We start from the raw sequence: 25,922 nt of genomic DNA, 5'->3' as shown, positions 1-25,922 counted from the left end.
TCAGCGACCGGCAACGGCCTGCGCGCCGGCGTCGGTAAAGTTGAACACCTTGCCGCCCTGAGCCTGGGCGAACTGCTGCGCCTGCCCCTTGAGCAGGAACGCGCTGAGTTGGCCTTGCTGATTGCTCGCAAACCACGCCTGGCTGGCCAACAGCTTGATGCCGCTGTCCTGGGCCTGGGCATAGACCGCGCGCACCGCTTTGCCTTGTTTGTTCAGACTGTCCAGGGCGGTGAACGCCGCCTCGGCCGATGCGTAATCGCGCACCTTGGGCTCGCCCTTGACCCAGATTTGCGCCACATGCTTCCAGTCGCTGATCGGTTTGCCGGTCAGGGCATCGTTGGCCTTCAGCGGGGATTGGGTGTAATTGCCCAATTGCGCCTCATAGTCCAGGCCAGATGCCTTGAACGCGGCACGGATGTACTGGTCATCGATAAAGGTATTGAGGTCCAGGCCACGGTCGGCCTTTTTCAGCAGCTTGAGGGTGTCGATCGCGGTACCCACCGCCTGGCGGTATTCGGGTTTCCAGCTCAGGTCGCGCGTCTGCACGCCCAGCGGGCCATGGAACAGATAGTTGACCTCGGCTTCGACGCCGGTGACTTTTTCGATCAGCTCGCTGTACTTCTCCGGTTCTGCGGCCAGCAACTGATTGGCCTCGATACTTGCGCGCAGGTAGGCGATGACCACTTCCGGGTACTGCTTGGCATAACTCTGGTCCACCAGCGCGCCGTGGAACGTCGGGGTGTCGGATTGCGAGCCGTCGTAGATTTTGCGGGCGAAACCCCGGTTGGGGAACAGTTCGCCAAACGGCACAAAGTCGGCATGGGCGTCGATCTTGTTGGCCTGCAACGCCGAGCCCGCCACTTCGGGCGCCTGGGCAATGATGTTGACGTCCTTGAGCGGGTCCCACCCCTGGGCCGCAACAGCGCGCAGCAACATGCCATGGGCCGTCGAGGCGAATGGCACGGAGATGGTCTTGCCTTTCAGGTCGGCCAGGGACTGGGCGCTGGAAGCGATCGGCACCACAATGCCGTTGCCGCTGCCCTTGATGTTGCCCGACAACACGCTGATAAACAGGCTGTGCTTACCCGCCGCTTCGAACGCAACGCCATTGAAGGCGCCGGGGAAGTCGGCCATCGCGCCAAAGTCCAGTTTGCCGGCGACCATTTCATTGGTCAGCGGCGCGCCACTGGTGAAGTTTTTCCACTGCACGTCGTAGGTAGCGTCCTTGTACTTGCCGTCGTGTGGCAGGTACTTGTCCAACAGCCCCAGCTCGCGGATCAGCAAGCCGCCCGCCGCACAGTTGATGGTGGTGTCCTGGGTGCCGATGGCTACCCGGATCGTTTGGGCCTGAGCCGACAGGCTCAAGGAAGCCAGCACCAGGCCGGCCAAGGTTGCGCGCAATAACATTGGGTAGTTCCCCTCGAATCATGGTTGAAAGAGTCGTCTCCGCCACGGTCTGGCGTGGTGGGAAACGAGGGGGTGTCACTCGGATGGCGTCCGGGGTTGGCGGATGGCGTTTGCGGCAGATCTCAACGCAGCAGGTACGGGATCTCGACCTTGACTGCGCCGGTGGGGCAATCTTTTTCACAGGGCATGCAGTACCAGCATTCATCGAACGCCATATACGCCTTCTGCGTTGCCGGATTGATCGCCAACAGGTCCATCGGGCACACGTCGACGCAGACCGTGCAGCCTTTTTCGGCGATGCACTTGTCTTCATCCACCGTCACCGGGGCGTTGGAGCGGAAGAATATTTCCTGGGGCTGATAGGCCATTTCACGGTGTCCTTGGCGCTTTTGCGCTCTCTGGCTGTAGCGGTGCAACGCAGGTTCAGGCAGCCGCGTGGGCGCCGACCCGCAGGCGGTCGTAGGCCTGCAGCTCTTCGGCATCCAACGGAATTACATACGGCTCGACGGGTTTCTTGAAGCTGACCATCTGCCCGTCGTCGCCCTTTTTCAGGTGGCAATGGCAGAACCAGTCGGCGTCGTTGCGTTGCGGGTGGTCGACCCGGTAGTGGTACAGGCCCCAGCGGCTTTCGGCGCGGTACAGCGAGGCGCGGGCAGCCATTTCGGCGCAGTCGCGAATCACGCTGGTTTCCATCGCGCGCATCAATTCATGGGGATTGTGTGCCTTCATCTGGTCCAGGTCGCGCTCGATATCGGCAAAGCGTTGCAAGCCGATTTCCATCTTGCGGGTGACCTTGGGCGGTTGCAGGTAATCGTTGACGAAACGCCGCAGCTTGTACTCGACCTGGGCTGGCGGCAGGCCGGTTTCGCGGTCCAGCGGCGCGTAGACCCGCGCCTGCTCGGTGGCTACTTGCTGGGCATCCACTGCGCTGAATTCGCGCCCGGCCACAAAGCTTGCAGCGTTGGTGCCGGCGAACCAGCCATAGGTGAACGCACCGAGCATGTAGTTATGTGGCACGGCCGCCATGTCGCCCGCCGAATACAGGCCCTTGACCGACGTCTCGGCGCGCTCGTTGACCCACACGCCCGACGCCGAATGCCCGCTGCAAAAGCCGATTTCGGAGATATGCATCTCGACCATCTGGCTGCGGTAGTCAGTGCCCCGGTTGGCGTGAAACTGACCCCGGCTGGGACGCTCGTTGCTGTGCAGGATCTGTTCGATGTTCTGAATGGTTTCCTCGGCCAGGTGATCGAGCTTGAGAAACACCGGGCCGTTGCCGCTTTCGAGCTCCTGGTGGAACTCCCACATCATCTGCCCGCTCCAGTAGTCACATTCGATGAAGCGTTCACCCTTGTTGTTGGCGGTGTAGCCACCCAAGGGCCCGGTGACATAAGCGCAGGCCGGACCGTTGTAGTCCTTGATCAGTGGGTTGATCTGGAAGCACTCCAGGTTCGCCAGCTCGGCGCCAGCGTGGTAGGCCATGGCGTAGCCGTCGCCGGCGTTGGTCGGGTTTTCATAGGTGCCCATCAGGTAACCCGACGACGGCAAGCCCAGGCGGCCGGCCGCGCCGCAGCACAGGATGACCGCCTTGGCCTTGATCACCTGGAAGTCGGCCGTACGGCAGTCAAACCCCATCACGCCGTTTACTGCGCCTTCGCTGTCGGTCAGCAAACGGGTGCAGACCAGCCGGTTGGTGATGTTGACCCGCGCCCGCTTGAGCTGGCGATACAGCACCTTCTTGATGTCGTGCCCTTCAGGCATCGGCAGCACGTAAGCGCCCATGTGATGGACTTTTTTCACCGCATAATCGCCGGTTTCGTCTTTCTCGAACTTCACGCCCCAGCGGTCCAACTGCTCGATGGTTTCAAAGCTGTGGGTCGCGTAGGCATACACCGCCGCCTGGTTGACGATGCCGTCGTTGGCGATCGTGATTTCCTTGGTGTACTGCTCCGGCGTGGAGTGGCCTGGAATAATCGCGTTGTTCAGCCCATCCATGCCCATGCTGATGGCGCCGCTGCGCTTGACGTTGGCCTTGTCGATCAACAGAACGCGTAAATCGCGGTTGGCCTCCTTGGCCTTGATCGCTGCCATGGGGCCAGCGGTGCCACCGCCGATCACCACGATGTCGTATTCCAGTTCCAGGGTTTTGCGGCTCACGGGCGGCTACCTCGCTGACGGTCGATGCGCAGGCGGTACTGAAACGCATCGCCGCGGTAATACAGGTGTTCAAAGTCCACCGGCTGTCCGTCGGCGGTGTGGGTCAGGCGCTCGATGCGCATGATCGGCGAACCCGCCTCCACGTTCAGCGCCTGGGTCAGTTCGCTGTCGGCGAGCACCGCGTCAATCGCCACGTCGGCGTGACCCAGTTCCAGGCCGCAGTCGTTCTCCAGGATCAGAAAGATGTCGCGGGTCACCAGGTCGGCGTTTTCCAGGCGTTCGCCCAGGGCCTGGCTGAGGTAGGTGATTTCCAGCGACACCGGCTCGCGGTTGATCAGCCGTACGCGCTTGATCTGCGTGACAGTGGTGCCCTCCTCCACGCCCAGGCGCTCGGCCACCAACTTGTCAGCGGGCACAAAGCGGTAGCTGCGCAGACGGTTGATCACTTCATAGCCGCGCTCGGTCATGGACTCGCCCAACCCTTGCAGGGTGCTGACGTTCTGATAAGCCTTGGGTTTGGAAACGAAGGTGCCTTTGCCGTGGATCTTGTAGATCAGGCCTTCCTTTTGCAGATCACCCAGGGCCTGACGCACGGTGATGCGGCTGACTTTGAAGCGCGCTCCCAACTCGCTTTCGGAAGGCATCTGGGTATTCGGCGCGTATTCACCATCGAGGATGCGGCTGCGCAGCAAATCCCGCAGTTGGGCATGCAGCGGAACGCTGGACAGAGGAGATAAGGCGACGGTTGATTCGTTCATCAGGACCACTTGTCATAACGAGTTATGACGTGATCATAAGGAGTCTTATGAAAAGCGCGGAAATACCGTTTTGGAATAAGGTTATGGACAGGAGAATGACGCTGCACCTAGGAAGTAGGTGCAGCGGACCAGCCTAATTTATAGAGCAGCGTCCAGACCTGATGAAAAATCAGAAGTTGTAACTGACTCGGGTATAGAGGATCCGCCCAAACGGGTCGGCGTACTTGGGGTCGTACCCGCTCTGGAACGCGTAGGTCTGGTTGCTGAACGGCGGCGCGCGGTCGAACAGGTTCTTCGCGCCCAATGTGACGGCCAGGGACTTGCTCCAGTTGTAGGTACCCGCCAGGTCCCAGACATTGTAGGAGCCTACGGAATCATGGGTTTCCGGGTCCGAGTCGTGATAGCCACTGGTGTAGCGGTTGGTCAGGCTGACGCCCAGCGGTCCGCGGGCCCAGGTGCCGGTCAGGCTGTGGCGCCAGCGTGCAACGGCGCCAGCGGTGGAGAATTCGCCGCCACGAAAATCACCGAGTTTGTCGATGTAGTCGCCCTTCAGCTCCTGTTGGTATTTGTATTCGTTGACGTAGGTGCCTTGCAGGCCGATCCCGAAGTCACCGATGGCGGTGCTCGGGAAGCGGTAATCGAAACTCACATCCACGCCGTTGGTCTTGGTTTTCCCGAGGTTGGCAAGGCCGGTAACGATGTGATCGATGGAGCCGTCAGCCTTGCGAATCAGGCGGTCGCCGTAGGCATCCGGGTCGTCGAATACCGAGGACTCTGGGAATTCGGCGATCTGGTTGGCGATGGTGATCCACCAGAAATCCAGGCCGGCGCTGAGGCGCTCAATGGGTTGAAACACGAAGCCAAAGGTGACGTTACGTGCGGTTTCCGGGCTCAAGCTGCCGTTGCCGCCCGTTTGCCGGCGAAACTGCTGGGCGCAGTCGCGGTTACCGATCCCGCCATTGGCCGGCGTACCACCCGGGCACAGGCGCGGGTCGTTGTAGTTGGCCACGGTGTAGCTGGTGTAGGTCGGGTTGTACAACTCATACAGCGACGGCGCACGGAACCCTTCGCTGTAGGCGCCGCGAACCACCAGTTCTTTGAATGGCTGAAAACGGAACGAGTATTTCGGGTTGGTGGTGCTGCCGAAGTCGCTGTATTTGTCATGGCGCACCGCTGCGGACAGCTCCAGGCTGTCGAGCACCGGCACATTGACCTCGGCGTACTCGGCCGAGACGCTGCGATTGCCGCGTACCGCACCATTGGGGTCTACGCCGAGGCTCTGCACGGTCTCGGCGAATTGGGCGAAGTCCTGATGAAAATCTTCCTTGCGGTATTCACCCCCCAGCGCCAGGCCTGTGGGACCTGCGCCAAACCAGTCGCCGATTTCACGGCTGACGCGACCGTCGATGGATTTGACCCGGCCAACGGCGGTGGCGTAATCGCCGTCGACGCGGCTGGAGGCGAGCAACGCCCTGCCCGCTTCGCTCTGCGGCCCGAACGGGTTGATCACGCCATTGGCGATACCCTGGCTGATGGTCTGGTCGTTCACATAACCGTCCAGAATGGTTTGCACCACTTTGTTCTGGTTGTAGGACGCACCGACGTTGTAGTCCCAGTTCGCCACGGTGCCTTCGAAGCTCAGCAGCAGGCGCTGACTGGTGTTGTCATCTTCGTGCTTGCGCGCCCCGGCGTCGGTTTCGCGCCAGTTCACATCCACCGGTTGTGTCGGGTCCAGGGCAAAACCCGTCGGACCCGGCGTGATGCCGTTGCCCGGATAGAACGCCGTACCCGGATTGACCTGGGCGCCCATCAAGGTGCCCGGGCCAATCTGCGTGCGGTTTTCGTTGCGCGCCCAGAAGTACTCAAGGCTCACGGTGTGGTCATCGGCCAGCTTGCCGGTGGCTTTGGCAAAGGCCGAGGTTTTTTCGGTTTCCGGCACCAGGTCCAGGTAACTCCACAGGCTTTGGCGGCAGATGCCATTGCGCGACAGCAACCCGGGGGAATTGCAGCCGGAGCCAGCCAGCGGGTTGGTCGCGTTGCTACCCTGGCTCCAGTTCGCCGGGGCGGCGGTGCCCGAGGTGAAATCCAGGCCGCGACCGGGCTGGTAGTTGTAGGTGTAGTCGCGGTCTTTGGCCGCCAGGCGCGTCTGCTTGTCGTAGCTGACCACGCCAAATACGTTGAAGCGGTCGTCTTCCAGGTCGCCAAACCCATAACTGCCGCTGAAGTTATGGCTGTCACCACCGCCTGAGCGCGTCGGCGAATCGTAATTGGTGGAGAGCTGGCCGCCGGTCAGGCTGGTCTTGGTGATGAAGTTGATCACCCCGCCGATCGCGTCGGTGCCGTACAGCGCCGACGCGCCATCGCGCAGCACTTCCACACGGTCGATGGCGGCGAACGGGATGGTGTTCAAGTCCACCCCGGAGCCGTTAGTGGTGTTGACGGCGTTGTTGCTCAGCCGCCGGCCGTTGAGCAGCACCAGGGTTTTGTTCGCGCCAATCCCGCGCAAGTCGGCAAACGCTGCACCGCCGCTGCTGGAACCCACCGAACGCCCGGAGCCAACGGAAGACTGATTGGCCGAGATACGGTTGATCAACTCCTCGGTAGTGCTCACGCCCTGCTCGCGCAATTGCTCGACCCGCAGGATGGTCACCGGCACGGCCGTTTCCGCGTCCACTCGACGAATCGCCGTGCCGGTCACGGTGACTTTTTCCAGACGGTAGTCAGTACTTTTTCCCGCAGCCGGGACAGCGTTGGTGGAGGTCGCGGCCGCTGCGTGCACCGTCAGCCCCTGCTCGCTATCGCTGACTTGCAGGCCGCTGCCCTGTAACGCTTTGTCCACCGCTTGCAGGCTGCCCAAATCTCCACGAATGGGGGCACTGCGCTTGCCCTGAACCAACTGCTGATTGAAGGAAATCATCACGCCGGTCTGCCGGGAGATATCCAGCAGCACCGAATCGAGCGGGCCGCCGGCGATATCAAAGCTGAACACCTGGCTGGCCGCTTCCTGGGCCATTACGCAGTTGCTGCAGACACCCATCGCCAACGCCGCCGCCAGCGTCAGTCGAGGTAATTGTTGTTTGAATAAGAACATCGAGGATCTCCCTGTTGAATGTGTCTACAGGGGTTGAGCAGCGGCAGACGCGTTTTTATAGGGCGGTGTTTAGGCGAAGATGCTATGAGTTTATAACCGGTTTAACGGGCCTCAATACTTACCCAATAGGCGCTGTGATACGTCACGCGAATCGGTAATGAATTCTCCAGCAGCTGCAGGGTGCGGTCCGTATCGTCCAGGGGATAGATGCCGCTCAGGCGCAGCTGCGCCACATTGGGATTCAGGCGCAGAATTCCGTGGCGATAGCTGCGCAGGCTGTCGATCACTTCGCTTAACGATCGGTCGTGGACTTCAAGGCGTCCTTGGCTCCAACCGGCTTCATCCCCCTTGAGCGGGCCAAGGCCGAAGGTGTGTTGCTCATCAAACCGCATGCTCTGCCCCGCCTCCACGATTTGGCGCGCGCCGTCCTGAGTGACCACTTCCACTCGCGAATGCAGCATCACCAGACGGGTGGACGCTTCGTCACGCTGCACCAGGAATCGGGTACCCAACGCGCGAATCTGGCCATGCCGGGTTTGCACCACGAAGGGCCGCGCCGGGTCCTTGGCCACGTCCACCAGCAACTCCCCCTCCCGTAACTCCAGCACACGCTGGTGTGCGTCGAAACGCGCAATCGCCCGGCTCTGTGCGTTCAGCGTCAGCAAGCTGCCGTCGTCCAACGTGAAGTGTTTACGCTCCCCAGTGCCAGTGGACAGCTCGCCGGTATCCACCAACCAGCCCTGGCGACGACCGAGAAACAGCGCTGCCAACGCGACGACACCCAGGCTGCCAGCGACAAAGCGTCGACGGCTGGACGGTGCTTTCAGGCTATGCAAAAGGTGCTCGCTGGGCACTCCGCGCAATGCATGATTGCGCAACAGCCCCATGCCACCGCTCATTTGATCAATTACCTGGCGGTGACGAATGTCAGCCGCGCACCACGTCTCGAATGCCTGCCGTTCCTGAGTGCTGGCGTGCTCCGATTGCAGCAGGGCCATCCACCGCGCGGCCTCCTCCACCACGGCCTCTTCCGGGCGCAAAAGGCTCATGGCTGGGCCATCACCAAGTAGCAGCGCTTGAAGGCATCGGCCATGTATTGCTGTACACGGCTGGTGGAGACCTGCAAGCGCTCGCCGATCTGGCTGTAGGTCAGACCGTCCAGTTGATGGTAAAGAAACGCGGCCTTGGCTTTGGCAGACAGCCCGTCCAGCAGGCGATCCACGGCCAGCAAAGCCTCGATTACCAACGCCCGCTCTTCGGGTGACGGGTGCACCGGCACGGGCGCATGGGCCAGGCTTTCAAGGTAGGCACGTTCCAGGTCCTGCCGACGCCAGCCTTCGTAGACCAGGCGCCGGGCGATGGTGGTCAACAGCGCGCGAGGTTCGCGAATAGCGGCGGGGTCCGGTAGCGACAACACCCGCAGGAAGGTTTCCGAGGCAATGTCCTGCGCGCTGTGATGACATCCCAAGGTTCGCCTGACTGAACTGCACAACCACTGGTAATCCTTTTGGAACATCTGCCCAATCAATGGGTAACCGAGGGGCTGACTGACACCCATGCCTTGCTCCCTTACGAGACCTATCGCCCGTCTCAACAATCATCCGCCAACGCCCCCTGAGTCGGGGCCTGGAATAAAGGGAGCGACTGTGCCGCAGAGGTATCGAGCTTTGGAAGTAATAAAAAATCAGCTGTAGCTCTCAAATGAATATAAGCCCCTGCGCACATCGATTTGGCTGATGTCTGCTATTGGCCCGCAGGCGTTCATCCCTGCGGCGAGCGCTTTGTAAAATGAGCCCCACAGTCAAGCCACCACCTTCGTGGTGTCGGAGGTTCTCATGCGTTATCTGCTTATCGCCGTGCTGGGCCTGTTCAGCACACTGGCCGTCGCTCAAGGCGAAACCCCGGCGCCCACTGTGAGTGCCAGCGCACCCGCCAGCGAGGCGTACGATTATTCCCAGGACCTGGATATCGCCAAGGTGGTGCGCGTCAGCACCCAATCATCCACCGAGTGCGGTCCGGTGAAAGGCCACATGGTCTACATCGACAGCCACGGCGTGCGCCATGAGCTGGACTACATGCGCCTGGGCGATGCCTGCCAGCACGGTTGATCACAAACCATTCGTCGGGCTCGGCCAGCATCGATTACAACTATCGCGCCGCTGAAAATCACTAATCCATAGAACCCGTTGTGATCTATGGAGATTGAGATGACTGACTACCCACGCCCACCTTTCGCCAGCCAGGCCCAATCCGTTCCCGGTTCGCAGAAGAAGATGGACCCGTACCCCGACTGCGGCGAGAAGAGCTACACCGGCTCCGGCCGCCTGGCCAACAAGATTGCCCTGATCACCGGCGCCGACAGCGGCATCGGCCGCGCCGTGGCGATTGCCTTTGCCCGGGAAGGTGCCGACGTGGCCATCGCCTACCTGGATGAACACGAGGACGCGAAGGAAACCGCACGCTGGGTGGAAGAAGCCGGTCGCCAGTGTCTGCTGTTGCCTGGGGATCTCGCGCAAAAGGCCAACTGCCAGGCCATTGTCGACCAGACCGTCGAGCAGTTCGGGCGTATCGATGTGCTGGTGAATAACGCAGCGTTTCAAATGACCCACGAGACCCTGGAAGAGATTCCCGACGAGGAATGGGTCAAGACCTTCGATATCAACATCACCGCGATGTTTCGCATCTGCAAGGCAGCGCTGCCACACATGAAGGCTGGCGGGTCGATCATCAATACCAGTTCGGTGAACTCCGATATGCCCAAGCCCACGTTGCTGGCGTATGCCGCCACCAAGGGCGCGATTGCCAACTTTACCGGTGGCCTGGCGCAACTGCTGGGGAGCAAGGGCATTCGAGTGAACAGTGTGGCACCGGGGCCGATCTGGACGCCGTTGATTGTCTCGACCATGCCCGATGAGGACGTGAACAGCTTTGGCAGCGAGACGCCACTGGGCCGCCCGGGGCAGCCGGTGGAAGTGGCGCCGATCTATGTGCTGCTGGCGTCGGATGAGGCGAGCTACATCTCGGGCTCGCGGTATGCGGTGACCGGCGGCAAGCCGATTCTCTAAGGCAGGACGTCAATCCAGTGTGGGAGCGGGCTTGCTCGCGAAAGCGGAGTGTCAGGCAATGCATGTGTGACTGATCCACCACTTTCGCGAGCAAGCTCGCACACATTTGGTTCTCGGTTAACCTGGAGATCGCGTCGGATCAGCTTTGCGCGGGTACGTGCGCTCCTCCTGAATCCGCCCGTCCATGCTGTGAATCCTCAGCGACGCCGTTTTGTCGCTGAGAAACTCCTTCGCCAACTCAACGATCGCCTCTTTGGTCTCCGCCGTTTTCGACGGCCGCGCAGAACCCTGCTTGGTCAGTGCCCAACCGGTGCCGGTCTTGTTGATGTTGTAGGTATCCATGGTCTGCTCCCTTGACTGAATGAACACGGCACGCGGTAAAACCCGCGCCCTACTTATTGCGAGCGCGGGTGCCGGGCAGAGTTCAAGGCAGTTGGCGGATCAGGTTACGGGCGGCCCTACCGATCAAACCGATCCGGTTCAATAACCGCTCGCGGCCGTCATCACGCCGCCCACAATCGCAATCCCCGAACTGCTGCCCAAACGTGTTGCGCCGGCATTGATCATCTTGATCGCCGTCTCGTAATCGCGCACGCCACCTGACGCCTTGACCCCAACCCCGGCACCTACGGTCTTGCGCATCAGTGCCACGTCCTCAACCGTTGCGCCGCTTCGACTGAACCCCGTTGACGTCTTGACGAATGCCACGCCCAAGTCCCGGCAGATTTCGCACGCCTGGACTTTCTGCTCGTCGTTGAGCAGGCAGGTTTCCAGGATCACTTTCAACGGCACGGCGCCGCAGGCCTTGTGGACCAGGGCAATGTCATCGCGCACCGCGTCCAGCAACCCTTCCTTCAACCAACCGATATTGAGCACCATGTCGATCTCCCCTGCCCCGGCGGCAATTGCTCGTTGGGCTTCAAATGCCTTGGTGTCGCTCAGGCCGGCACCCAGCGGGAAGCCCACCACCGCACAAATCACCACGCTATCGTCGGTCAGGCACGACGCGGCGTAAGGGACCTGGCCTGAATTGACGCACACCGAATAAAAGCCATGCTCCCGGGCTTCCTCGCACAAGGTACGGATCTGCTCACGGGAGGCATCGGGAGCCAGCAAGGTGTGATCGATGTACTTCGCCAATGCTGCAGGTTGAAGAGTGTTCATTTAACGAGTCCTTGCCTGTATGTTGCCAATGTTCGTGTACCGCTTGTCACAGCGCTCACATAAAATACGTTACAATACTCACACTTAATGTTACTTATTTAACACAAACAATCAAGCCCTGGAATACTCGTGGACAGTAGAAAAGCCGAGCGACTCAAGCTTATCCAACAAGCCTTGCAGGACCAGAACGCCATTCACCTGAGGGAAATGGCTGCGCTGCTGGACGTGTCCGAGATGACGCTGCGCCGCGATCTCAGCCATTTCACCGACCACTTGCGCCTGCTCGGTGGCCATATCACCCGGGTCAGCAGTGAGGCCAGCGAGTACCGGGTAGCCGATCAGGACACCCGCCACGTCGAGGAAAAGCGCCGCATCGGCAAAATCGCCGCCCGGTTGATACAACCCGGTGACACGGTGTTTTTCGACTGCGGCACCACCTCGCCCTTTGTCATTGATTTCATCCCGGATGAGCTGGAGTTCACCGCGGTGTGCAGCTCGTTGAACGTGCTGCTCAGGCTGCAGAACAAGCCCAACTGCCACATCGTGTTATGCGGCGGCACCTTTCACCGCAAGAACCAGGTGTTCGAAAGCAGTGCCGAAAGCAGCATTCTCGACAGCGTGCGCCTGACGTGGGCCTTCGTGACTGCCGCGGGCGTCAGCCAGGAATTCGGTGTGACCTGCTTCAACTTCAATGAAGTCGAGGTCAAGCAAAAGGTCCTGCGCCAGGCCCAGCAACGGGTACTGCTCGCCGACTTCAGCAAGTTCGACACGGTGCGCACCGCGCACTTCGCGACCCTGGGGGACTTTCAGTACGTGGTCAGCGACAAGAAAATCCCCCGAGCCTACAAGGACGCCATTCAGGCCAGCGGCGCGCAATTGCTGGTTTAACCCAGCAACCTCTGCCGCTCCTGCGCATTCAAGTAGCCGGTGGTCACGCTGAACGAAGCGCTGGCCCCGGCTGCCAGCTGACGCACGTGCCCTTTGGCTTTCTCGGCGTTATAGCCTTCGGGCTCGCAGGTTGAAGGGAGCACGAACGCCGCCACTTGCTGATCCGGCGTGTGCAGAATCCAGCGTGCCGCGTGCTCGAACTGTTCGGGACGGTAACGGGTATAGAACGCCGCACCATCGCTATGCTCCAGCAGAAAGTGCGCGTGGCCCGTGGCGTCAGTACCCACGTCGTCGAAGAAAAATACAATCTCAGGGTCGTACAGGGCTGGCTGATCGAGGCAGGCCAACTGGGCTGGATGTTCGGCCAGCTGCGCCATGTAGGCAGTCCAGTCAGGCGTCGGCTTGACGTGGTCCGGCACGCTGGTACGCAGGCGCAAGCGCTGCATCCCCAGCGGCTCGACGAACCGGCCTCCGGCCACATAGGCGTAGTTCATGTGGGCCATGTACATCAGGTCCATGGGCTTGCCGGCCAGGTTGGTCACGTCCATGTCGATATCGAACACGGCCGAATCGGCGTGCAGTGTCACGCTGGGGCACGCCCGGTAACGATCACCGAACCCCTTGGCGTATTGGTACGAGCCGCCCAGGCGCACAAAACCCTCGCCTATTTCCAGCCAGGCCGTGTCCATGGGCGCACAAGGCATTTCGCCGTGCAAGGCATGGGTATCATCCGGCGCCGGGCAACCATTACGCAGCAGGCCACTGTGAAACATGAAGCAGCCGTAGGTATCGATGATCGTCGGGCTGGGACGGGGCTGTTCGAACAGGTTGCTCATGGTCAGGTCGCAGCCGTCGAACACGGCCGACCAGATCATCTGCCCCTGATAAGGCAGGACCACCAGTCGCCCACGGCTGTTCTCCAGGCTCACCGCCAGCACGCCGGACGGATAGGTCCAGGCGCTGACCTTGAAATCCCCGGACTGCAACAGGATCTTTTCCTGCTCGGTAAATATCACGCGATACAGCGGGATATGCGTGTTCATGAGGCCACCACCGCTGCCGCGCCCAACGGGGCTGTGTCTGACTGGCGCAGGCATTTGACCGCATAGATAACGATCACGATAAAGCACAGCAACGGCACGCTGTAGGCCAACTGCATGTTGCCCCCGCTGGCGTCGGACAACAGGCCCTGGAAGATCGGAATCACCCCGCCGCCGACAATACTCATCACCAGCAAGGAACCACCGACGCCGGTGTCTTCACCCAGGCCATCGATGGTCAGCCCGTAAATGGTCGGCCAGCAAGGGCCGAGGAAAATGCTCACGCCCACCGCTGCGTACACTGCCGAAATATTCGGCACCAGAATGGTGTAGGCCAGCAGCACGATGCACAGCACGCCGTAAATCGCCAGGACCCTGGCCGGGTGTAGTCGGCGCATCAGCAAGTTGGCGATCATCTTGCCGACAAAGTACGCGGCAAAAGTGGTCAGCAGAAACCATGAAGCACTGCGTTCATTCATGCCACCCATTTGCATGGCCAGGCGGATGGTGAAGCTCCACACACCTACCTGCGCGCCCACATAGAGAAACTGCGCGAGTACGCCAAAGGTAAAGCGCGGGTTGCGCCACAACCGTCCCAGGCTTTGACGCAGGCTCCCGGGCTTGCTGTCGGCCGGCTTATTGCCCTTGCAGGCCGGGAACCTGGTAATGGCGATCAGGATAAACATCAGCACCAACACAGCGATCATCCACTTGTAGGGCAACAAGGTGGACTGAATCATCTGCAGCTGCTGCACCGCCGCCTCGGAGACGCTCATCTGTTTCAGTTGTTGAGTGGTGGCGTCGGTGTCCTTGAACATCACAAAGCTGCCCACGTACACACCGGCCATCGCGCCGAACGGGTGAAAGGTCTGGGAGATGTTCAGGCGCCGGGTCCCGGTTTCCCGTGGGCCCATCAGCGTCGAGTAGGTGTTGCACGCCGTCTCCAGGAACGACAGGCCGGCGGCAATCACGAACAGCGCCAGCAAAAACATCCCGTACTTGGCCGTGGACGCCGCCGGGAAAAACAGCAGGCAGCCGAACATGTACAGCATCAGGCCAATCAGGATCGTGGTCTTGTAGCTGAACCGACGAACCACCATTGCGGCCGGAATCGCAACAAAGAAGTAACCCAGGTAAAACGCCGACTGCACAAAGGCAGTCTGGAAATCACTGAGCAAAAACGCTTTCTTGAAGTGGGCGATCAGCACATCATTCATGCTCGCCGCAGCCGCCCACAAGGCAAAGATGCTGCACAGCAGGATAAAGGCGAACCAGGGCGTGCGGTTCAGATAGAAACCATCGGGCGTCTGTTGCAGCGCAGGTTTGTTCATTATTGTTCTCCGGGCTGGGTAGAGGGTGTTAGCGCTGATGCTGGAAGCGGGCGAATGCTTCGCTGTCGGGATAAGAGGTCTGGGTACCCAGCGCCGTCACCGAACACGCCGAATACGCCACCGCCTGCTCCATGGCATAACGGATCTGGCCGTCGCGGCTCCAGTGCTGAACGAAGCAACCGATAAAAGCGTCACCAGCGCCGGTGGTGTCACGGGCGTCGACCCGCTGGCCCGGCACCTCGAATTCACCCTCCTCGCCCACGTACAACGCACCGTGTTCGCCGAGGGTGACAATCACGTGGCGAATGCCGCTGGCCACCAGGGTTCGTGCGGCAGCGCGGGCCGAGTCCGGCGAGTCCACGGTTTTGCCGGTAATCAACGCCAGTTCGGATTCGTTGGGGACCAGGAAATCCAGCTGCGCCAAGTGCTCAGCGCTCAACCCGGCCAACGCCGGCGCCGGGTTGAGCAGCACGGCGATGCCGTGGCGGTGAGCGAATTCGATGGCGTAGTAGACCGTCGGCAGATTGATCTCCAGTTGCAGCACGATCAGCGTGCACTCGCGCAGGTCGGCGGCCGCCGCGTCGATATCCGCCGGTAGCAAATGCGCATTGGCGCCCTTGACGATCAAAATGCTGTTGTGGGAGTCGGCCCGCACGAAAATCGGCGCCACGCCGCTGGACACGCCGGGCACCCGCTGTACGTAACGGGTGTCGATACCAAAACGCCGGAAGTTGGCCAGTGTGTTATCGGCAAACATGTCGTCACCGACTTTGCTGAGCATCAACACATCCGCCCCAAGCTTGGCTGCCGCCACCGCCTGGTTGGCCCCTTTGCCGCCGCAACCCAGGGCAAAGCCCGGCGCTTCCAGGGTTTCGCCCTGGACCGGCATGCGGTCGATATAGGTAATCAAATCCACCATATTGCTGCCGATGACTGCGATCTTGCCCATTGCTATTCCACCTTGTTACGGCACGGCCAGGCAGGTCGTGGCGCTCTTGTTTTGTTATTTAAATAACATTAGGTGTGAATATTCAATCTTTTTTTGCGAGGACGCTACAAATCAAATCGATCCACTGCCCGCCGGCGTTCGTTGTCGTCACGCACGTCATAGTTGGCGGTGGTCTGGATATTGGTGTGGTGCGCCAGCTTCTGGGCGATGGACAGGTCGTACTCTTCGATCACCCGGGTGATGAACGAACGGCGGAAATCATGGGGCATGATTTTCACGCCGACTTGTTCCCCGCGCTGACGGGCGATGTAGTAAATCGCGTGCTTGGTGATGCGCTCGCGGGTGATGTGGCTGCCCCGGCGAATGCGGTTGAACAGGAACCTGTCGTCCTGCTCACCGGGTTTCAACTGGCTGCGACGGAACTCCAGCCACGCCTCCAGCTTGGCGAAGGCCCAGGCCGGCGCGTACTTGATCAGTTGTTTGTTGCCCTTGCCGGTGACCTGCAGGCTGCGCTCGTCAAAATTGACCTGGCCCAACTCGATATTCACCGACTCCGACTTGCGCATGCCCGAGCCATACAGGATCCCGATCACCGCTGCGTCCCGCAGGCCCTGGGGACGCGGGTCGGCGGCGCAGACCTCCATCAACTCACGAATCAGCGTACGCCGCAGGTTGCGGCCCTGGCTCAGCCGCGTGCCGGCCATGGCCTTGACCGAACGCATCTTCAACAGGTGATCCTGGCTGATCAGGCTCATGCGCCAGGCCTCGTTCATCACCCCACGCACGGCGTTGACGTACAGCGATGAGGTGTTCGGCGCATAACCGTCTTCCCGCAACGCCGCCACCAGGGCCATGACGTGTTCAGGCTGCAGCAGGTGCCAGTCGATGTCTTCGAGGTTGATGTCTTCAAAGCCCAGGCGGTCGGCGGCGTCTTGCAGCACGTAGCGCATGGTCAGCTGGCTGGAGGGTGCCAGGCGGGTGAGGTAAAGGGTCAGCGGGTTGCGGGTAGACTCAGTCAAGGGAGATCAGCCTTTGGATTAAATATGTCGACTAACCATTTGTTTAATCGACATATTTAGTGAATTGGCGAGCACCGAGTCTAGCGCAGGTCAATCCCCAGGGGCTATTCCTGATCGTCTTCCGCCGGGGCGGGTGTCTGCTGCTGGCTCCAGTCGGTGTCCTGCTTCTGCATCAAGGCAAACCAGTGCTGGCGCATGAACTCCAGGTACGGTTTGGGCGCCTTGGCAAAGTCTTCCTCGTCGCCATAACAGCCCGGAAGTGGCAGCTCGGTGCCTTGCTCCTTGTACTGGCTGACCAGCGCTTGCTGGGCGGCGATGCTGCAATCCTTGGGCAACGGCATGCCTTGCAGGGCGCCGGCATCTTCATCCCACCAGCTGGCACCATAGCGGTCGATGCCACGCAGGCGGTACTTCTGCGACTTGCCGATGTGCATGATCAGCTTGAAATCATTGGGGCTGACATCGCTGGTGCAGGTGCGGCTATACCCCACCGTGACCTGACTGATGCCGTCACCCAGCAGGTCGGTGACCTTGGTGGCGTCGGTGTTGTAGTGCGCCCCGGCGTCGAACTCGCAATGCTGCACGTCGTCGTAGAGCATCCACAGGCGCTTGGGCCGGTCACCGTCGAGCAGGTACTGGGCCGCATAGACAAAGGCGGACTGCGCGCCGTCGTCGTCGCGTTCGCTGACTTGCTCAGCGAGCACCAACAGATTCTTGCCCTGTTTATCGCTCCAGGTGAAGGCGCCGACCTGTTTACCCCGCACTTCTACGCCATCGGGCACCTGGTCGATGGCCGTCAGTGCCACGCCGTCATCGGCCCGCACACTCGTGGCCCAGGCCACCGTCATCAACAACACCATCAACATTGGCCGTAAACGCTGCACGCTATTCATCCGACTGCCCTGGCAAGAGATGGCTTACTTTACCGGCACTTGCACGGCATTGCAGAGAAGATTCTTCAGGAATGAACCCGCGCGCAGGAAAAGGCCACTATCCAGTCTGCAGGGGCCAACGACGGCGTTGTCCATGGTTCTGTTGTTTACCTGAACCCTAGCTGTCTACCTGCCAAAAAAACGACTTTTTCATCTGCGTTTCATATTCGTTGAACATTTTTGCGCTTAATCTTGGCGGCACGACTTGAGAACGAACCGTACTTTGCAGGTTAACTCGTTGATTCCGCTTTACCTTTGAGCGTTTTGGTCTTTACTCACATAACCCATGGAAGACCCACTGTGACCTGTCAGGACTGTCGAATGAATGCCACAAATCAACGCTATCTTTGACCGGATGCCTGGCATCCAAGGCTGACGATAACTGCTGTCTTTACGCTCCAAGTTGCTCTAAACCCCCGAGGTAATGAATCTTTGAAACCCTATCCAATTCATTGCGTGTCGATCGTTATCCCGGTCTACAACGAACAAGAAAGCCTGCCTGAGCTGCTGCGCCGCACCATGGCCGCCTGCAAACAGCTGGCTTACGAATACGAAATCATCCTGGTGGATGACGGCAGCCGCGACAATTCTGCGCAATTGCTGGAAGACGCCGCCGCCCTCGAAGGCAGCAACGTGGTGGCGGTGATCCTCAACCGCAACTACGGCCAGCACGCCGCGATCATGGCCGGCTTCGAGCATTGCCGGGGCGACGTCGTGATCACCCTGGACGCCGACCTGCAAAACCCGCCGGAAGAAATCCCGCGTCTAGTCGAACAAGCCGCCCTGGGCTACGACGTAGTTGCCACCGTGCGCAACAATCGCCAGGACTCGGCTTTCCGCCGCTGGCCGTCGCGCCTGATCAACCTCGCCGTGCAGCGCTCCACCGGCGTGGCCATGAGCGACTACGGCTGCATGCTGCGCGCTTACCGTCGCACCATCGTCGACGCGATGCTGGCCTGCCGCGAACGCAGCACTTTTATCCCGATCCTGGCCAACAGCTTCGCGCGGCACACCACGGAAATCCTGGTGCATCACGCCGAGCGTGAACACGGCGAATCCAAATACAGCCCGATGCGCCTGATCAGCCTGATGTTCGACCTGCTGACCTGCATGACCACCACGCCATTGCGCCTGTTGAGCATCGTCGGCTTCAGCATGGCGGCGCTGGGCATGCTCTTCGCCTTTGCGCTGATCATTCTGCGCCTGGCCTTTGGCGCAGGCTGGGCCGGCGACGGTACCTTCGTCCTGTTCGCCGTACTGTTTGTATTTACCGGCGGCCAGTTCATCGGCATGGGCCTATTGGGTGAATACCTGGGCCGCATGTACAGTGACGTCCGGGCCCGCCCACGGTTCTTTATTGAAAAAGTGCTGCGCAACCAACCGGCAGCACCGGCCGAGACCTTTACGGTCGATGGCCTGACCTCCTCCCACACTTCTACTTCTCCTTCCGATCAGGTTTCGTCATGAATTCAAAAGCTGTTGTCTTCGCTTACCACGATATTGGCTGTGCTGGTATCGAAGCCCTGCTCAATGCGGGTTACGAAATTGCTGCCGTGTTCACCCATGCCGATGATCCCAAGGAAAACAATTTCTACGGTTCCGTCGCCCAACTGTGCGCCCGCAACGGTATCCCGGTGCACGCCCCGGAAGACGCCAACCACCCACTGTGGATCGAGCGCATCGCCAAGCTGAACCCGGACTACATCTTCTCGTTCTACTACCGCAACCTGCTGAGCGAAGCCCTGCTGGCCACCGCCAAGAAAGGCGCGTTCAACCTGCACGGCTCCCTGCTGCCACAATACCGTGGCCGCGCACCGGCCAACTGGGTACTGGTCAACGGCGAAACCGAAACCGGCGTGACCCTGCACCGCATGGTCAAGCGTGCCGATGCCGGCGCGATCCTGGCCCAGCAGAAAGTCGTGATCGACCGCACCGACACCGGCCTGACCCTGCACGCCAAACTGCGTGACGCGGCCACCAGCCTGCTGCGTGACGCCCTGCCGCAGCTGGCTCAAGGCAAGCTGACCGAAACCGCACAAGACGAAAGCAAAGCCACCTACTTCGGTCGTCGCACCGCAGCTGACGGCAAGCTGGACTGGAAAAAACCGGCTGAAGAGCTGTTCAACCTGGTTCGCGCCGTTACCCAACCGTACCCGGGCGCCTTCTGCGCCGTGGGCGAGCACAAGCTGATCGTCTGGAGCGCTGAAGTCGTCAAAGGCAACGAAGGCCTGGCACCAGGCCGCGTGATCAGCGTCAACCCGCTGCGCATCGCCTGCGGTGAAGACTCCCTGGTGGTCAAGTTCGGCCAGCGCAACGAAAACGGCCTGTACCTGGCCGGCCCGTCCCTGGCTGATGAACTGGGCCTGGTGGACGGTTCCGTACTGCGCGGCGCCGAGTCCGGCCGCAAGCCACGCCGTACCCGCGTACTGATCCTGGGTGTGAACGGTTTCATCGGTAACCACCTGTCCGAGCGCCTGCTGCGTGACGACCGCTACGAAATCTACGGCCTGGACATCGGCTCCGACGCCATCGAGCGCCTGCGCAGCCACCCGAACTTCCACTACGTGGAAGGCGACATCAGCATTCACTCCGAGTGGATCGAGTACCACATCAAGAAGTGCGACGTGGTCCTGCCACTGGTGGCCATCGCCACTCCGATCGAATACACCCGCAACCCGCTGCGCGTCTTTGAACTGGACTTCGAAGAGAACCTGAAACTGGTTCGCTACTGCGTGAAGTACAACAAGCGCGTGATCTTCCCGTCGACATCCGAAGTGTATGGCATGTGCCAGGACCAGTACTTCGACGAAGACACCTCCAACCTGGTGGTGGGCCCGGTCAATAAGCAACGCTGGATCTACTCGGTCTCCAAGCAGCTGCTGGACCGCGTGATCTGGGCCTACGGCGACAAAGGCCTGAAGTTCACCCTGTTCCGTCCATTCAACTGGATGGGCCCGCGCCTCGACCGCCTGGACTCGGCCCGCATCGGCAGCTCCCGCGCCATCACCCAGCTGATCCTGAACCTGGTGGAAGGCACGCCGATCCGTCTGTTCGACGGTGGCGAGCAGAAGCGTTGCTTCACTGACATCGCTGACGGTATCGAAGCCCTGGCCCGCATCATCGATAACGACAACGATAACTGCAACGGCCAGATCATCAACATCGGCAACCCGGAAAACGAAGCCAGCATCCGTCAGTTGGGCGAAGAACTGCTGCGTCAGTTCGAAGCTCACCCACTGCGCAGCAACTTCCCTCCGTTTGCCGGTTTCCGCGACGTAGAGAGCAAGGCGTTCTACGGCACCGGTTACCAGGACGTGGCTCACCGTAAGCCAAGCATCGAGAACGCCAAGCGCCTGCTGAACTGGGAGCCTACCGTCGAGATGAGCGAAACCATCGGCAACACTCTGGATTTCTTCCTGCGTGAAGCCATGCTCGAAATCGCGGACAAGCGCTGATGCAGGCAGGTCTACGCATCGACGTCGACACCTACCGAGGCACCCGTGAAGGGGTGCCACGGTTATTGGAGTCGCTGGATGAAGCCGGGGTCAAGGCGACCTTTTTCTTCAGCGTCGGGCCGGACAACATGGGGCGCCACTTGTGGCGCCTGATCCGCCCGCAATTCCTGTGGAAGATGCTGCGCTCCAACGCTGCCGGCTTGTACGGCTGGGACATTTTGCTGGCCGGCACCGCCTGGCCGGGCAAACCCATCGGTCGCGACCTGGGGCACTTGATGCGCCAGGCCAAGGCTGCCGGGCATGAAGTCGGGCTGCACGCCTGGGACCACCATGGTTGGCAAGCCAACACCGGGCGCTGGAGCGATGCACAGCTGATCGAGCAGATTCGCCGTGGCGTCGACACCTTGAACGACATCCTCGGTGAGCCCATCGACTGCTCAGCCGCCGCCGGTTGGCGTGCCGATGAGCGCGTGGTGCAAGCCAAGCAACAGTTCAACTTCCGCTACAACAGCGATTGCCGTGGTACCAGCCTGTTCCGGCCAACTTTGGCGGATGGCAGTGCCGGCACGCCCCAAATTCCGGTGGACATGCCGACCTTCGACGAAGTCGTGGGCCCGGTGGTGGCCGCCAAGGATTTCAATAGTTACATCCTCGACCGCTTCAAGCCGTCGAAGCTCAACGTCTATACGATCCACGCAGAAGTAGAAGGGATTCTGATGGCCAATGATTTTCGCCAGTTGCTCGCCCAGGCAGGGCAGCGCGGCATCGAGTTCAAACCGTTGGGCGACCTGTTGCCCGCCGACCTGACCACCCTGCCCCGGCAACAACTGGTGCGCGGCGTGCTGAGCGGCCGTGAAGGCTGGCTCGGAGTGCAAAAGGCATGATCCGGCGCTGGGCCCTGCCCCTGCTCCTGCTGGCTTTCGGGGTGTTCTACCTGATCCCGTTGACCACCCATGGACTGTGGATCCCCGACGAAACCCGTTATGCGCAGATCAGCCAGGAAATGCTGCTGACCGGCAAATGGGCCTCGCCGCACTTCATGGGGATTCGCTACTTCGAAAAACCGGCGGCCGGCTACTGGATGATCGCGCTGGGCCAGGCGATTTTCGGGCAGAACCTGTTCGGCGTGCGTTTCGCCTCGGCCTTGAGCACCGGCTTGAGCATCCTGCTGGTGTACGGCGTGGCCCGGCGGTTGTGGAACGACCCGGGCAAGAGCCTGGTCAGCGCCGTGCTGTACATGAGTTTCGTCAGCGTCGCCTTCCTGGCGGGCTACGCCAACCTCGACCCGCAGTTCACCTTCTGGGTCAACCTGACCGGCGCTGCCCTGTGGTTCTGCTTCGACAGCAGCACCCCCCGTGGCCGCTTGGGGTCGTGGGCCCTGCTCGGGTTCGCCTGCGGCATGGGCTTCATGACCAAGGGCTTCCTCGCCTGGCTGCTGCCAGTACTGATCGCCATGCCCTACATGATCTGGCAAAAACGCTTTCGTGAACTGCTCACCTATGGCCTGGTGGCCGTGGCAGTGGCGATTGTCGTAAGCCTGCCTTGGGCGCTGATGGTGCATGCCCAGGAGCCGGACTACTGGAACTTCTTCTTCTGGCACGAGCACATCCAGCGCTTTGCCGGCGAAGACGCCCAGCACTCCGAGCCCTTCTGGTACTACCTGCCGCTGATGGTGGCGTTCAGCCTGCCATGGATGGCGTTACTGCCTTCCACCGCCAAACAGGCCTGGCTGGAAAAGCGCAGCGGCAAAATCGCCTTCCTGCTGCTGTGGTTGCTGATGCCTTTGGCGTTCTTCAGCCTGGCCAAGGGCAAGCTGCCGTCCTACATCATGCCGTGCCTGCTGCCTCTCGCTTTGCTGATGGGGCACACCCTGGCCGACAAACTGGCCCAGGCCCGTGGCCGCGTACTGCGCATCAATGGCTGGCTGAACCTGGTTATTGGCGTGCTGGGGCTACTGGCCCTGACCTGGTTCCAATTGAAGAAGCCGGTGTATGAGCACGGCCAGGAAACCTTAAGCCTGGTGCTGGTGTTCGTCTTCCTGTTCGGCTGGATCATCGCCAACCTGCTGCAGGCCGCACGCCCATTGCAGATGTGGGCCGCACCGGTGATTGGCAGTTGGTTGCTGGTGGCGCTGGTGCCGGCCGCGTTGCCGCATTCGGTGGTTTATAACAAGACCCCGGACCAGTTCATCATTGATCACCTCCAGGAGTTGCAGCCGACCACCGCCCTGCTGAGCAACGACCTCGGTGCCGCATCGGCCTTGTCGTGGCGTCTGCAGCGGCCTGAAGTGATGCTTTACAACACCGTTGGCGAAGTGAAATACGGCATTGCCTTCCCGGACACCGCTTACCGCAAGATCGATGCCGCCAGCGTCCAGCAATGGATGAGCGATGCGCGCAAACAAGGTTCGGTGGGCGTGGTGATGCGGGTCAAGGGTGACGACGAGCGTCAGGAAGTGGACCTGCTGCCCAAAGACGGCAAGCGCTACGAGCAGGGCAATATCGTGATCCTGATCTTCCCGCAGAGTGCGCCATGACCACGTTGCTGCTGTTGTTGGGCGCTTGCCTGTTGACCTGCATGGGCCAGGTGTCCCAGAAGTTTGCAGTTGAAGGCTGGCGTGACCAGCCGGATGGCTGGGCCTTGAAGCTGCGTTCGCCGTGGCTGTGGTCGGCGCTGGTGTGCCTGGGTTTGGGTTTGCTGGTGTGGCTGCTGGTGCTGCAACGCCTGGAAGTCGGCATCGCCTACCCGATGCTCAGCCTCAACTTTGTATTGGTCACCCTGGTAGCGCGCTTTGTGTTCCACGAACACATCGATGGCCGCCACTGGTTCGGTGTGCTGCTGGTGATTGCCGGTGTAGTGCTGCTGGGACGCCAGGTATGAGTCGCGCTCGCGGTTTTGCCCTGGCCCTGGGCAGCGTTGCACTGGTCAGCGGTGCCCAGTTGGGCATGCGCTGGAGCATGACGCGCCTGCCGCTGCCCACTGAATGGCTGACAGCACTCAACACCGGCGCCATCGACCTCGGCGCACTGGGCGTGGTGATCCTGGCGATCATCGCCTATGCCCTGTCGATGCTCTGCTGGCTCGGCGCACTGAAAGATTTGCCGCTGGGGCGGGCCTACTCGCTGCTCAGCATCAGCTACGCGCTGGTGTACCTGCTGGCTGCCAGCCTGCCGGTCTTCAACGAACATTTTTCCGTTTCAAAAACTGCGGGTGTGGCCTTGGTCATTCTCGGAGTCCTGACTATCAACTCTCGTCGTGCTAGCACCACAAGTCCCAGGAATGCCCCATGAAAATCAGTGTATTTGGTAGCGGTTACGTCGGTCTGGTACAGGCCACCGTGTTGGCCGAAGTCGGCCACGATGTCATCTGCATGGACGTTGACGAGAAAAAGGTCAAGTTGCTGCAACAAGGCCACGTAAGCATCTTCGAGCCGGGCCTGGCGGCCATGGTCAAGGAAAACCTCGAAGGCGGTCGCCTGACGTTTACCTATGACGAAAAACTCGCCGTTGAACACGGTGAAGTGCTGTTTATCGCCGTGGGCACCCCTTCGGACGAAGACGGCTCGGCCGACTTGAAATACGTGCTGTCCGTAGGCGATGCCGTGGCGCGCCACCGCATCGACCCGGTGATCCTGGTGGAAAAATCCACCGTGCCCGTCGGCACCGGCGACACCTTGCGCGCGCACATGGAAAAAGCCCTGCACCTTGCCGGCCGTCATCTGGAATTCGATATCGTCTCCAACCCGGAATTCCTCAAGGAAGGCTCGGCCGTTGCCGACTGCCGCCGTCCGGACCGCATCGTCATCGGCTGCGAGCGTGAAGAAGTGCGCGACGTGATGCGCGAACTGTATGCACCGTTCAACCGCAACCACGACCGCATCATCTTCATGGACCTGCGCAGCGCCGAACTGACCAAGTACGCCGCCAACTGCATGCTGGCCACCAAGATCAGCTTTATCAACCAGATCGCCGAACTGGCCGAACACTTGGGCGCCGACATCGAAGCTGTGCGTCTGGGCATTGGTGCCGACTCGCGGATCGGCTACCACTTTATCTACCCGGGCTGCGGTTATGGCGGCTCGTGCTTCCCCAAGGACATGCGCGCCCTGATCCACAGCGCCAAGGCTGCCAACTGCTCCAGCGACCTGCTGGAAGCCGTGGAAGCCATCAACCAGCGCCAGAAGAGCAAGCTGTTCGAGCGTGCCAACGCGTTCTTCAAGGGCGACCTGCGGGGCAAAACGTTCGCCTTGTGGGGCCTGGCGTTCAAGCCCAACACCGACGACATGCGCGATGCCCCCAGCCGGGTACTGATGGAAGCCTTGTGGGCCGCCGGCGCCAATGTGCGCGCGTTTGACCCGGAAGCCATGCAGGAAACCCAACGCATCTACGGCGATGACCCGCGCCTGATGCTGATGGGCACCCCGGAATCCACCTTGAGCGGCTCCGACGCCCTGATCATTTGCACCGAATGGCAGCAGTTCAAGGCACCGGACTTCGACTTGATCCAGCAGCGCCTGAAAACCCCGGTGATCTTCGACGGTCGCAACCTGTACGACGGTGAACGCCTGGCGCGTAAAGGCATCCAGTACTTCCCGATGGGCCGCGGCGACTCCTGCAACTTGCCGATCCCCCAGCAAAACTGGGTGCCTCAGGCCGAGGAAGCCTAA

General features: G+C 60.8%; 24 protein-coding genes. 10 read left to right on the top strand and 14 right to left on the bottom strand.

The window, feature by feature from the left end; translation table 11 throughout:
- From K0H47_RS10345 to K0H47_RS10315, 7 genes are all read right to left on the bottom strand, one after another.
- Positions 1–1,407, bottom strand: a complete 1,407-nt coding sequence (locus K0H47_RS10345) for an ABC transporter substrate-binding protein (RefSeq protein ID WP_219272517.1) — start codon at positions 1,405–1,407, stop codon at positions 1–3.
- Positions 1,408–1,529: 122 nt separating this feature from the next.
- On the bottom strand, positions 1,530–1,775 hold the full coding sequence (locus K0H47_RS10340; protein WP_003217650.1) for a ferredoxin family protein: 246 nt from the start codon (positions 1,773–1,775) through the stop codon (positions 1,530–1,532).
- 55 nt (positions 1,776–1,830) lie between these two features.
- Entirely contained in the window at positions 1,831–3,564 is a 1,734-nt protein-coding gene (locus K0H47_RS10335) for a fumarate reductase/succinate dehydrogenase flavoprotein subunit (RefSeq protein WP_177025390.1), read from the bottom strand.
- Positions 3,561–4,322 carry a GntR family transcriptional regulator gene (locus K0H47_RS10330; RefSeq protein ID WP_219272515.1) on the bottom strand — a complete coding sequence of 254 codons (762 nt, stop codon included), beginning with the start codon at positions 4,320–4,322 and terminating at the stop codon, positions 3,561–3,563. Before K0H47_RS10330 ends, K0H47_RS10335 begins: the two co-directional genes overlap by 4 nt.
- A gap of 169 nt (positions 4,323–4,491) precedes the next feature.
- Positions 4,492–7,413 (bottom strand): TonB-dependent receptor, encoded by a 2,922-nt coding sequence (locus K0H47_RS10325; protein WP_219272513.1) that lies wholly within the window; start codon positions 7,411–7,413, stop codon positions 4,492–4,494.
- A gap of 101 nt (positions 7,414–7,514) precedes the next feature.
- Positions 7,515–8,462: a FecR domain-containing protein gene (locus K0H47_RS10320; protein ID WP_219272512.1), complete on the bottom strand. Its 948-nt coding sequence runs from the start codon at positions 8,460–8,462 to the stop codon at positions 7,515–7,517.
- Entirely contained in the window at positions 8,459–8,971 is a 513-nt protein-coding gene (locus tag K0H47_RS10315; protein WP_063030127.1) for a sigma-70 family RNA polymerase sigma factor, read from the bottom strand. Before K0H47_RS10315 ends, K0H47_RS10320 begins: the two co-directional genes overlap by 4 nt.
- A gap of 277 nt (positions 8,972–9,248) precedes the next feature.
- Between K0H47_RS10315 and K0H47_RS10310 the strand changes: the two genes are divergently transcribed.
- Both K0H47_RS10310 and K0H47_RS10305 read left to right on the top strand, forming a co-directional pair.
- Positions 9,249–9,521 carry a DUF2790 domain-containing protein gene (locus K0H47_RS10310; protein ID WP_063030126.1) on the top strand — a complete coding sequence of 91 codons (273 nt, stop codon included), beginning with the start codon at positions 9,249–9,251 and terminating at the stop codon, positions 9,519–9,521.
- A gap of 99 nt (positions 9,522–9,620) precedes the next feature.
- Positions 9,621–10,478, top strand: coding sequence for an SDR family oxidoreductase (locus tag K0H47_RS10305; protein WP_003217640.1), 858 nt, complete (start codon positions 9,621–9,623; stop codon positions 10,476–10,478).
- 117 nt (positions 10,479–10,595) lie between these two features.
- Here K0H47_RS10305 and K0H47_RS10300 read toward each other — a convergent pair whose 3' ends face one another.
- The gene (locus tag K0H47_RS10300; RefSeq protein ID WP_003217639.1) at positions 10,596–10,820 is read right to left on the bottom strand and encodes a DUF2188 domain-containing protein; all 225 of its coding nucleotides are present in this window, start codon (positions 10,818–10,820) and stop codon (positions 10,596–10,598) included.
- A gap of 138 nt (positions 10,821–10,958) precedes the next feature.
- On the bottom strand, positions 10,959–11,642 hold the full coding sequence (gene deoC / locus K0H47_RS10295; RefSeq protein WP_093196978.1) for a deoxyribose-phosphate aldolase: 684 nt from the start codon (positions 11,640–11,642) through the stop codon (positions 10,959–10,961).
- Positions 11,643–11,771: 129 nt separating this feature from the next.
- Between deoC and deoR the strand changes: the two genes are divergently transcribed.
- Positions 11,772–12,530, top strand: a complete 759-nt coding sequence (gene deoR / locus K0H47_RS10290; RefSeq protein WP_219272510.1) for a DNA-binding transcriptional repressor DeoR — start codon at positions 11,772–11,774, stop codon at positions 12,528–12,530.
- On the opposite strand, the gene K0H47_RS10285 is transcribed toward deoR, so the two are convergent.
- From K0H47_RS10285 to K0H47_RS10265, 5 genes are all read right to left on the bottom strand, one after another.
- A complete protein-coding gene (locus K0H47_RS10285) occupies positions 12,527–13,573 on the bottom strand; it encodes an aldose 1-epimerase family protein (protein ID WP_219272509.1) in 1,047 nt (348 codons plus the stop codon). The two genes, deoR and K0H47_RS10285, sit on opposite strands and share 4 nt — an antisense overlap.
- Positions 13,570–14,901: an L-fucose:H+ symporter permease gene (gene fucP, locus K0H47_RS10280; RefSeq protein WP_063030119.1), complete on the bottom strand. Its 1,332-nt coding sequence runs from the start codon at positions 14,899–14,901 to the stop codon at positions 13,570–13,572. The genes K0H47_RS10285 and fucP overlap by 4 nt, the downstream gene beginning before the upstream one ends.
- A 28-nt stretch (positions 14,902–14,929) precedes the next feature.
- Positions 14,930–15,850: a ribokinase gene (gene rbsK, locus K0H47_RS10275; RefSeq protein ID WP_219272507.1), complete on the bottom strand. Its 921-nt coding sequence runs from the start codon at positions 15,848–15,850 to the stop codon at positions 14,930–14,932.
- A 104-nt stretch (positions 15,851–15,954) separates the two neighbouring features.
- Positions 15,955–16,869 (bottom strand): tyrosine recombinase XerC, encoded by a 915-nt coding sequence (gene xerC, locus K0H47_RS10270; protein ID WP_017480337.1) that lies wholly within the window; start codon positions 16,867–16,869, stop codon positions 15,955–15,957.
- A 104-nt stretch (positions 16,870–16,973) separates the two neighbouring features.
- Positions 16,974–17,762, bottom strand: coding sequence for a M949_RS01915 family surface polysaccharide biosynthesis protein (locus tag K0H47_RS10265; RefSeq protein WP_063030115.1), 789 nt, complete (start codon positions 17,760–17,762; stop codon positions 16,974–16,976).
- A 471-nt stretch (positions 17,763–18,233) separates the two neighbouring features.
- Here K0H47_RS10265 and arnC point away from each other — a divergent pair, with 471 nt between their 5' ends.
- From arnC to K0H47_RS10230, 7 genes are read left to right on the top strand one after another with little or no spacing between them, the layout of a single operon-like run.
- Positions 18,234–19,268 carry an undecaprenyl-phosphate 4-deoxy-4-formamido-L-arabinose transferase gene (arnC, locus tag K0H47_RS10260; RefSeq protein WP_032869197.1) on the top strand — a complete coding sequence of 345 codons (1,035 nt, stop codon included), beginning with the start codon at positions 18,234–18,236 and terminating at the stop codon, positions 19,266–19,268.
- Positions 19,265–21,256 carry a bifunctional UDP-4-amino-4-deoxy-L-arabinose formyltransferase/UDP-glucuronic acid oxidase ArnA gene (gene arnA, locus K0H47_RS10255; RefSeq protein ID WP_063030112.1) on the top strand — a complete coding sequence of 664 codons (1,992 nt, stop codon included), beginning with the start codon at positions 19,265–19,267 and terminating at the stop codon, positions 21,254–21,256. Before arnC ends, arnA begins: the two co-directional genes overlap by 4 nt.
- Positions 21,256–22,140: a 4-deoxy-4-formamido-L-arabinose-phosphoundecaprenol deformylase gene (gene arnD / locus K0H47_RS10250; protein WP_093197009.1), complete on the top strand. Its 885-nt coding sequence runs from the start codon at positions 21,256–21,258 to the stop codon at positions 22,138–22,140. Before arnA ends, arnD begins: the two co-directional genes overlap by 1 nt.
- The gene (gene arnT, locus K0H47_RS10245) at positions 22,137–23,792 is read left to right on the top strand and encodes a lipid IV(A) 4-amino-4-deoxy-L-arabinosyltransferase (protein WP_219272505.1); all 1,656 of its coding nucleotides are present in this window, start codon (positions 22,137–22,139) and stop codon (positions 23,790–23,792) included. The genes arnD and arnT overlap by 4 nt, the downstream gene beginning before the upstream one ends.
- Complete coding sequence (gene arnE / locus K0H47_RS10240) at positions 23,789–24,136, top strand: 4-amino-4-deoxy-L-arabinose-phosphoundecaprenol flippase subunit ArnE (RefSeq protein WP_003217625.1); 348 nt, start codon at positions 23,789–23,791, stop codon at positions 24,134–24,136. The genes arnT and arnE overlap by 4 nt, the downstream gene beginning before the upstream one ends.
- Positions 24,133–24,546 carry a 4-amino-4-deoxy-L-arabinose-phosphoundecaprenol flippase subunit ArnF gene (arnF, locus tag K0H47_RS10235; protein WP_063030106.1) on the top strand — a complete coding sequence of 138 codons (414 nt, stop codon included), beginning with the start codon at positions 24,133–24,135 and terminating at the stop codon, positions 24,544–24,546. Before arnE ends, arnF begins: the two co-directional genes overlap by 4 nt.
- A complete protein-coding gene (locus tag K0H47_RS10230) occupies positions 24,543–25,922 on the top strand; it encodes a UDP-glucose/GDP-mannose dehydrogenase family protein (RefSeq protein ID WP_177069783.1) in 1,380 nt (459 codons plus the stop codon). The genes arnF and K0H47_RS10230 overlap by 4 nt, the downstream gene beginning before the upstream one ends.

It is taken from the genome of Pseudomonas sp. Xaverov 83 (genome assembly GCF_019352905.1).
GTDB classification, from domain to species: Bacteria; Pseudomonadota; Gammaproteobacteria; order Pseudomonadales; family Pseudomonadaceae; genus Aquipseudomonas; species Aquipseudomonas yamanorum.
The sequence above is the reverse complement of the archived record's forward strand: the minus strand, read 5'-3'. Positions and strand labels throughout refer to the sequence as shown.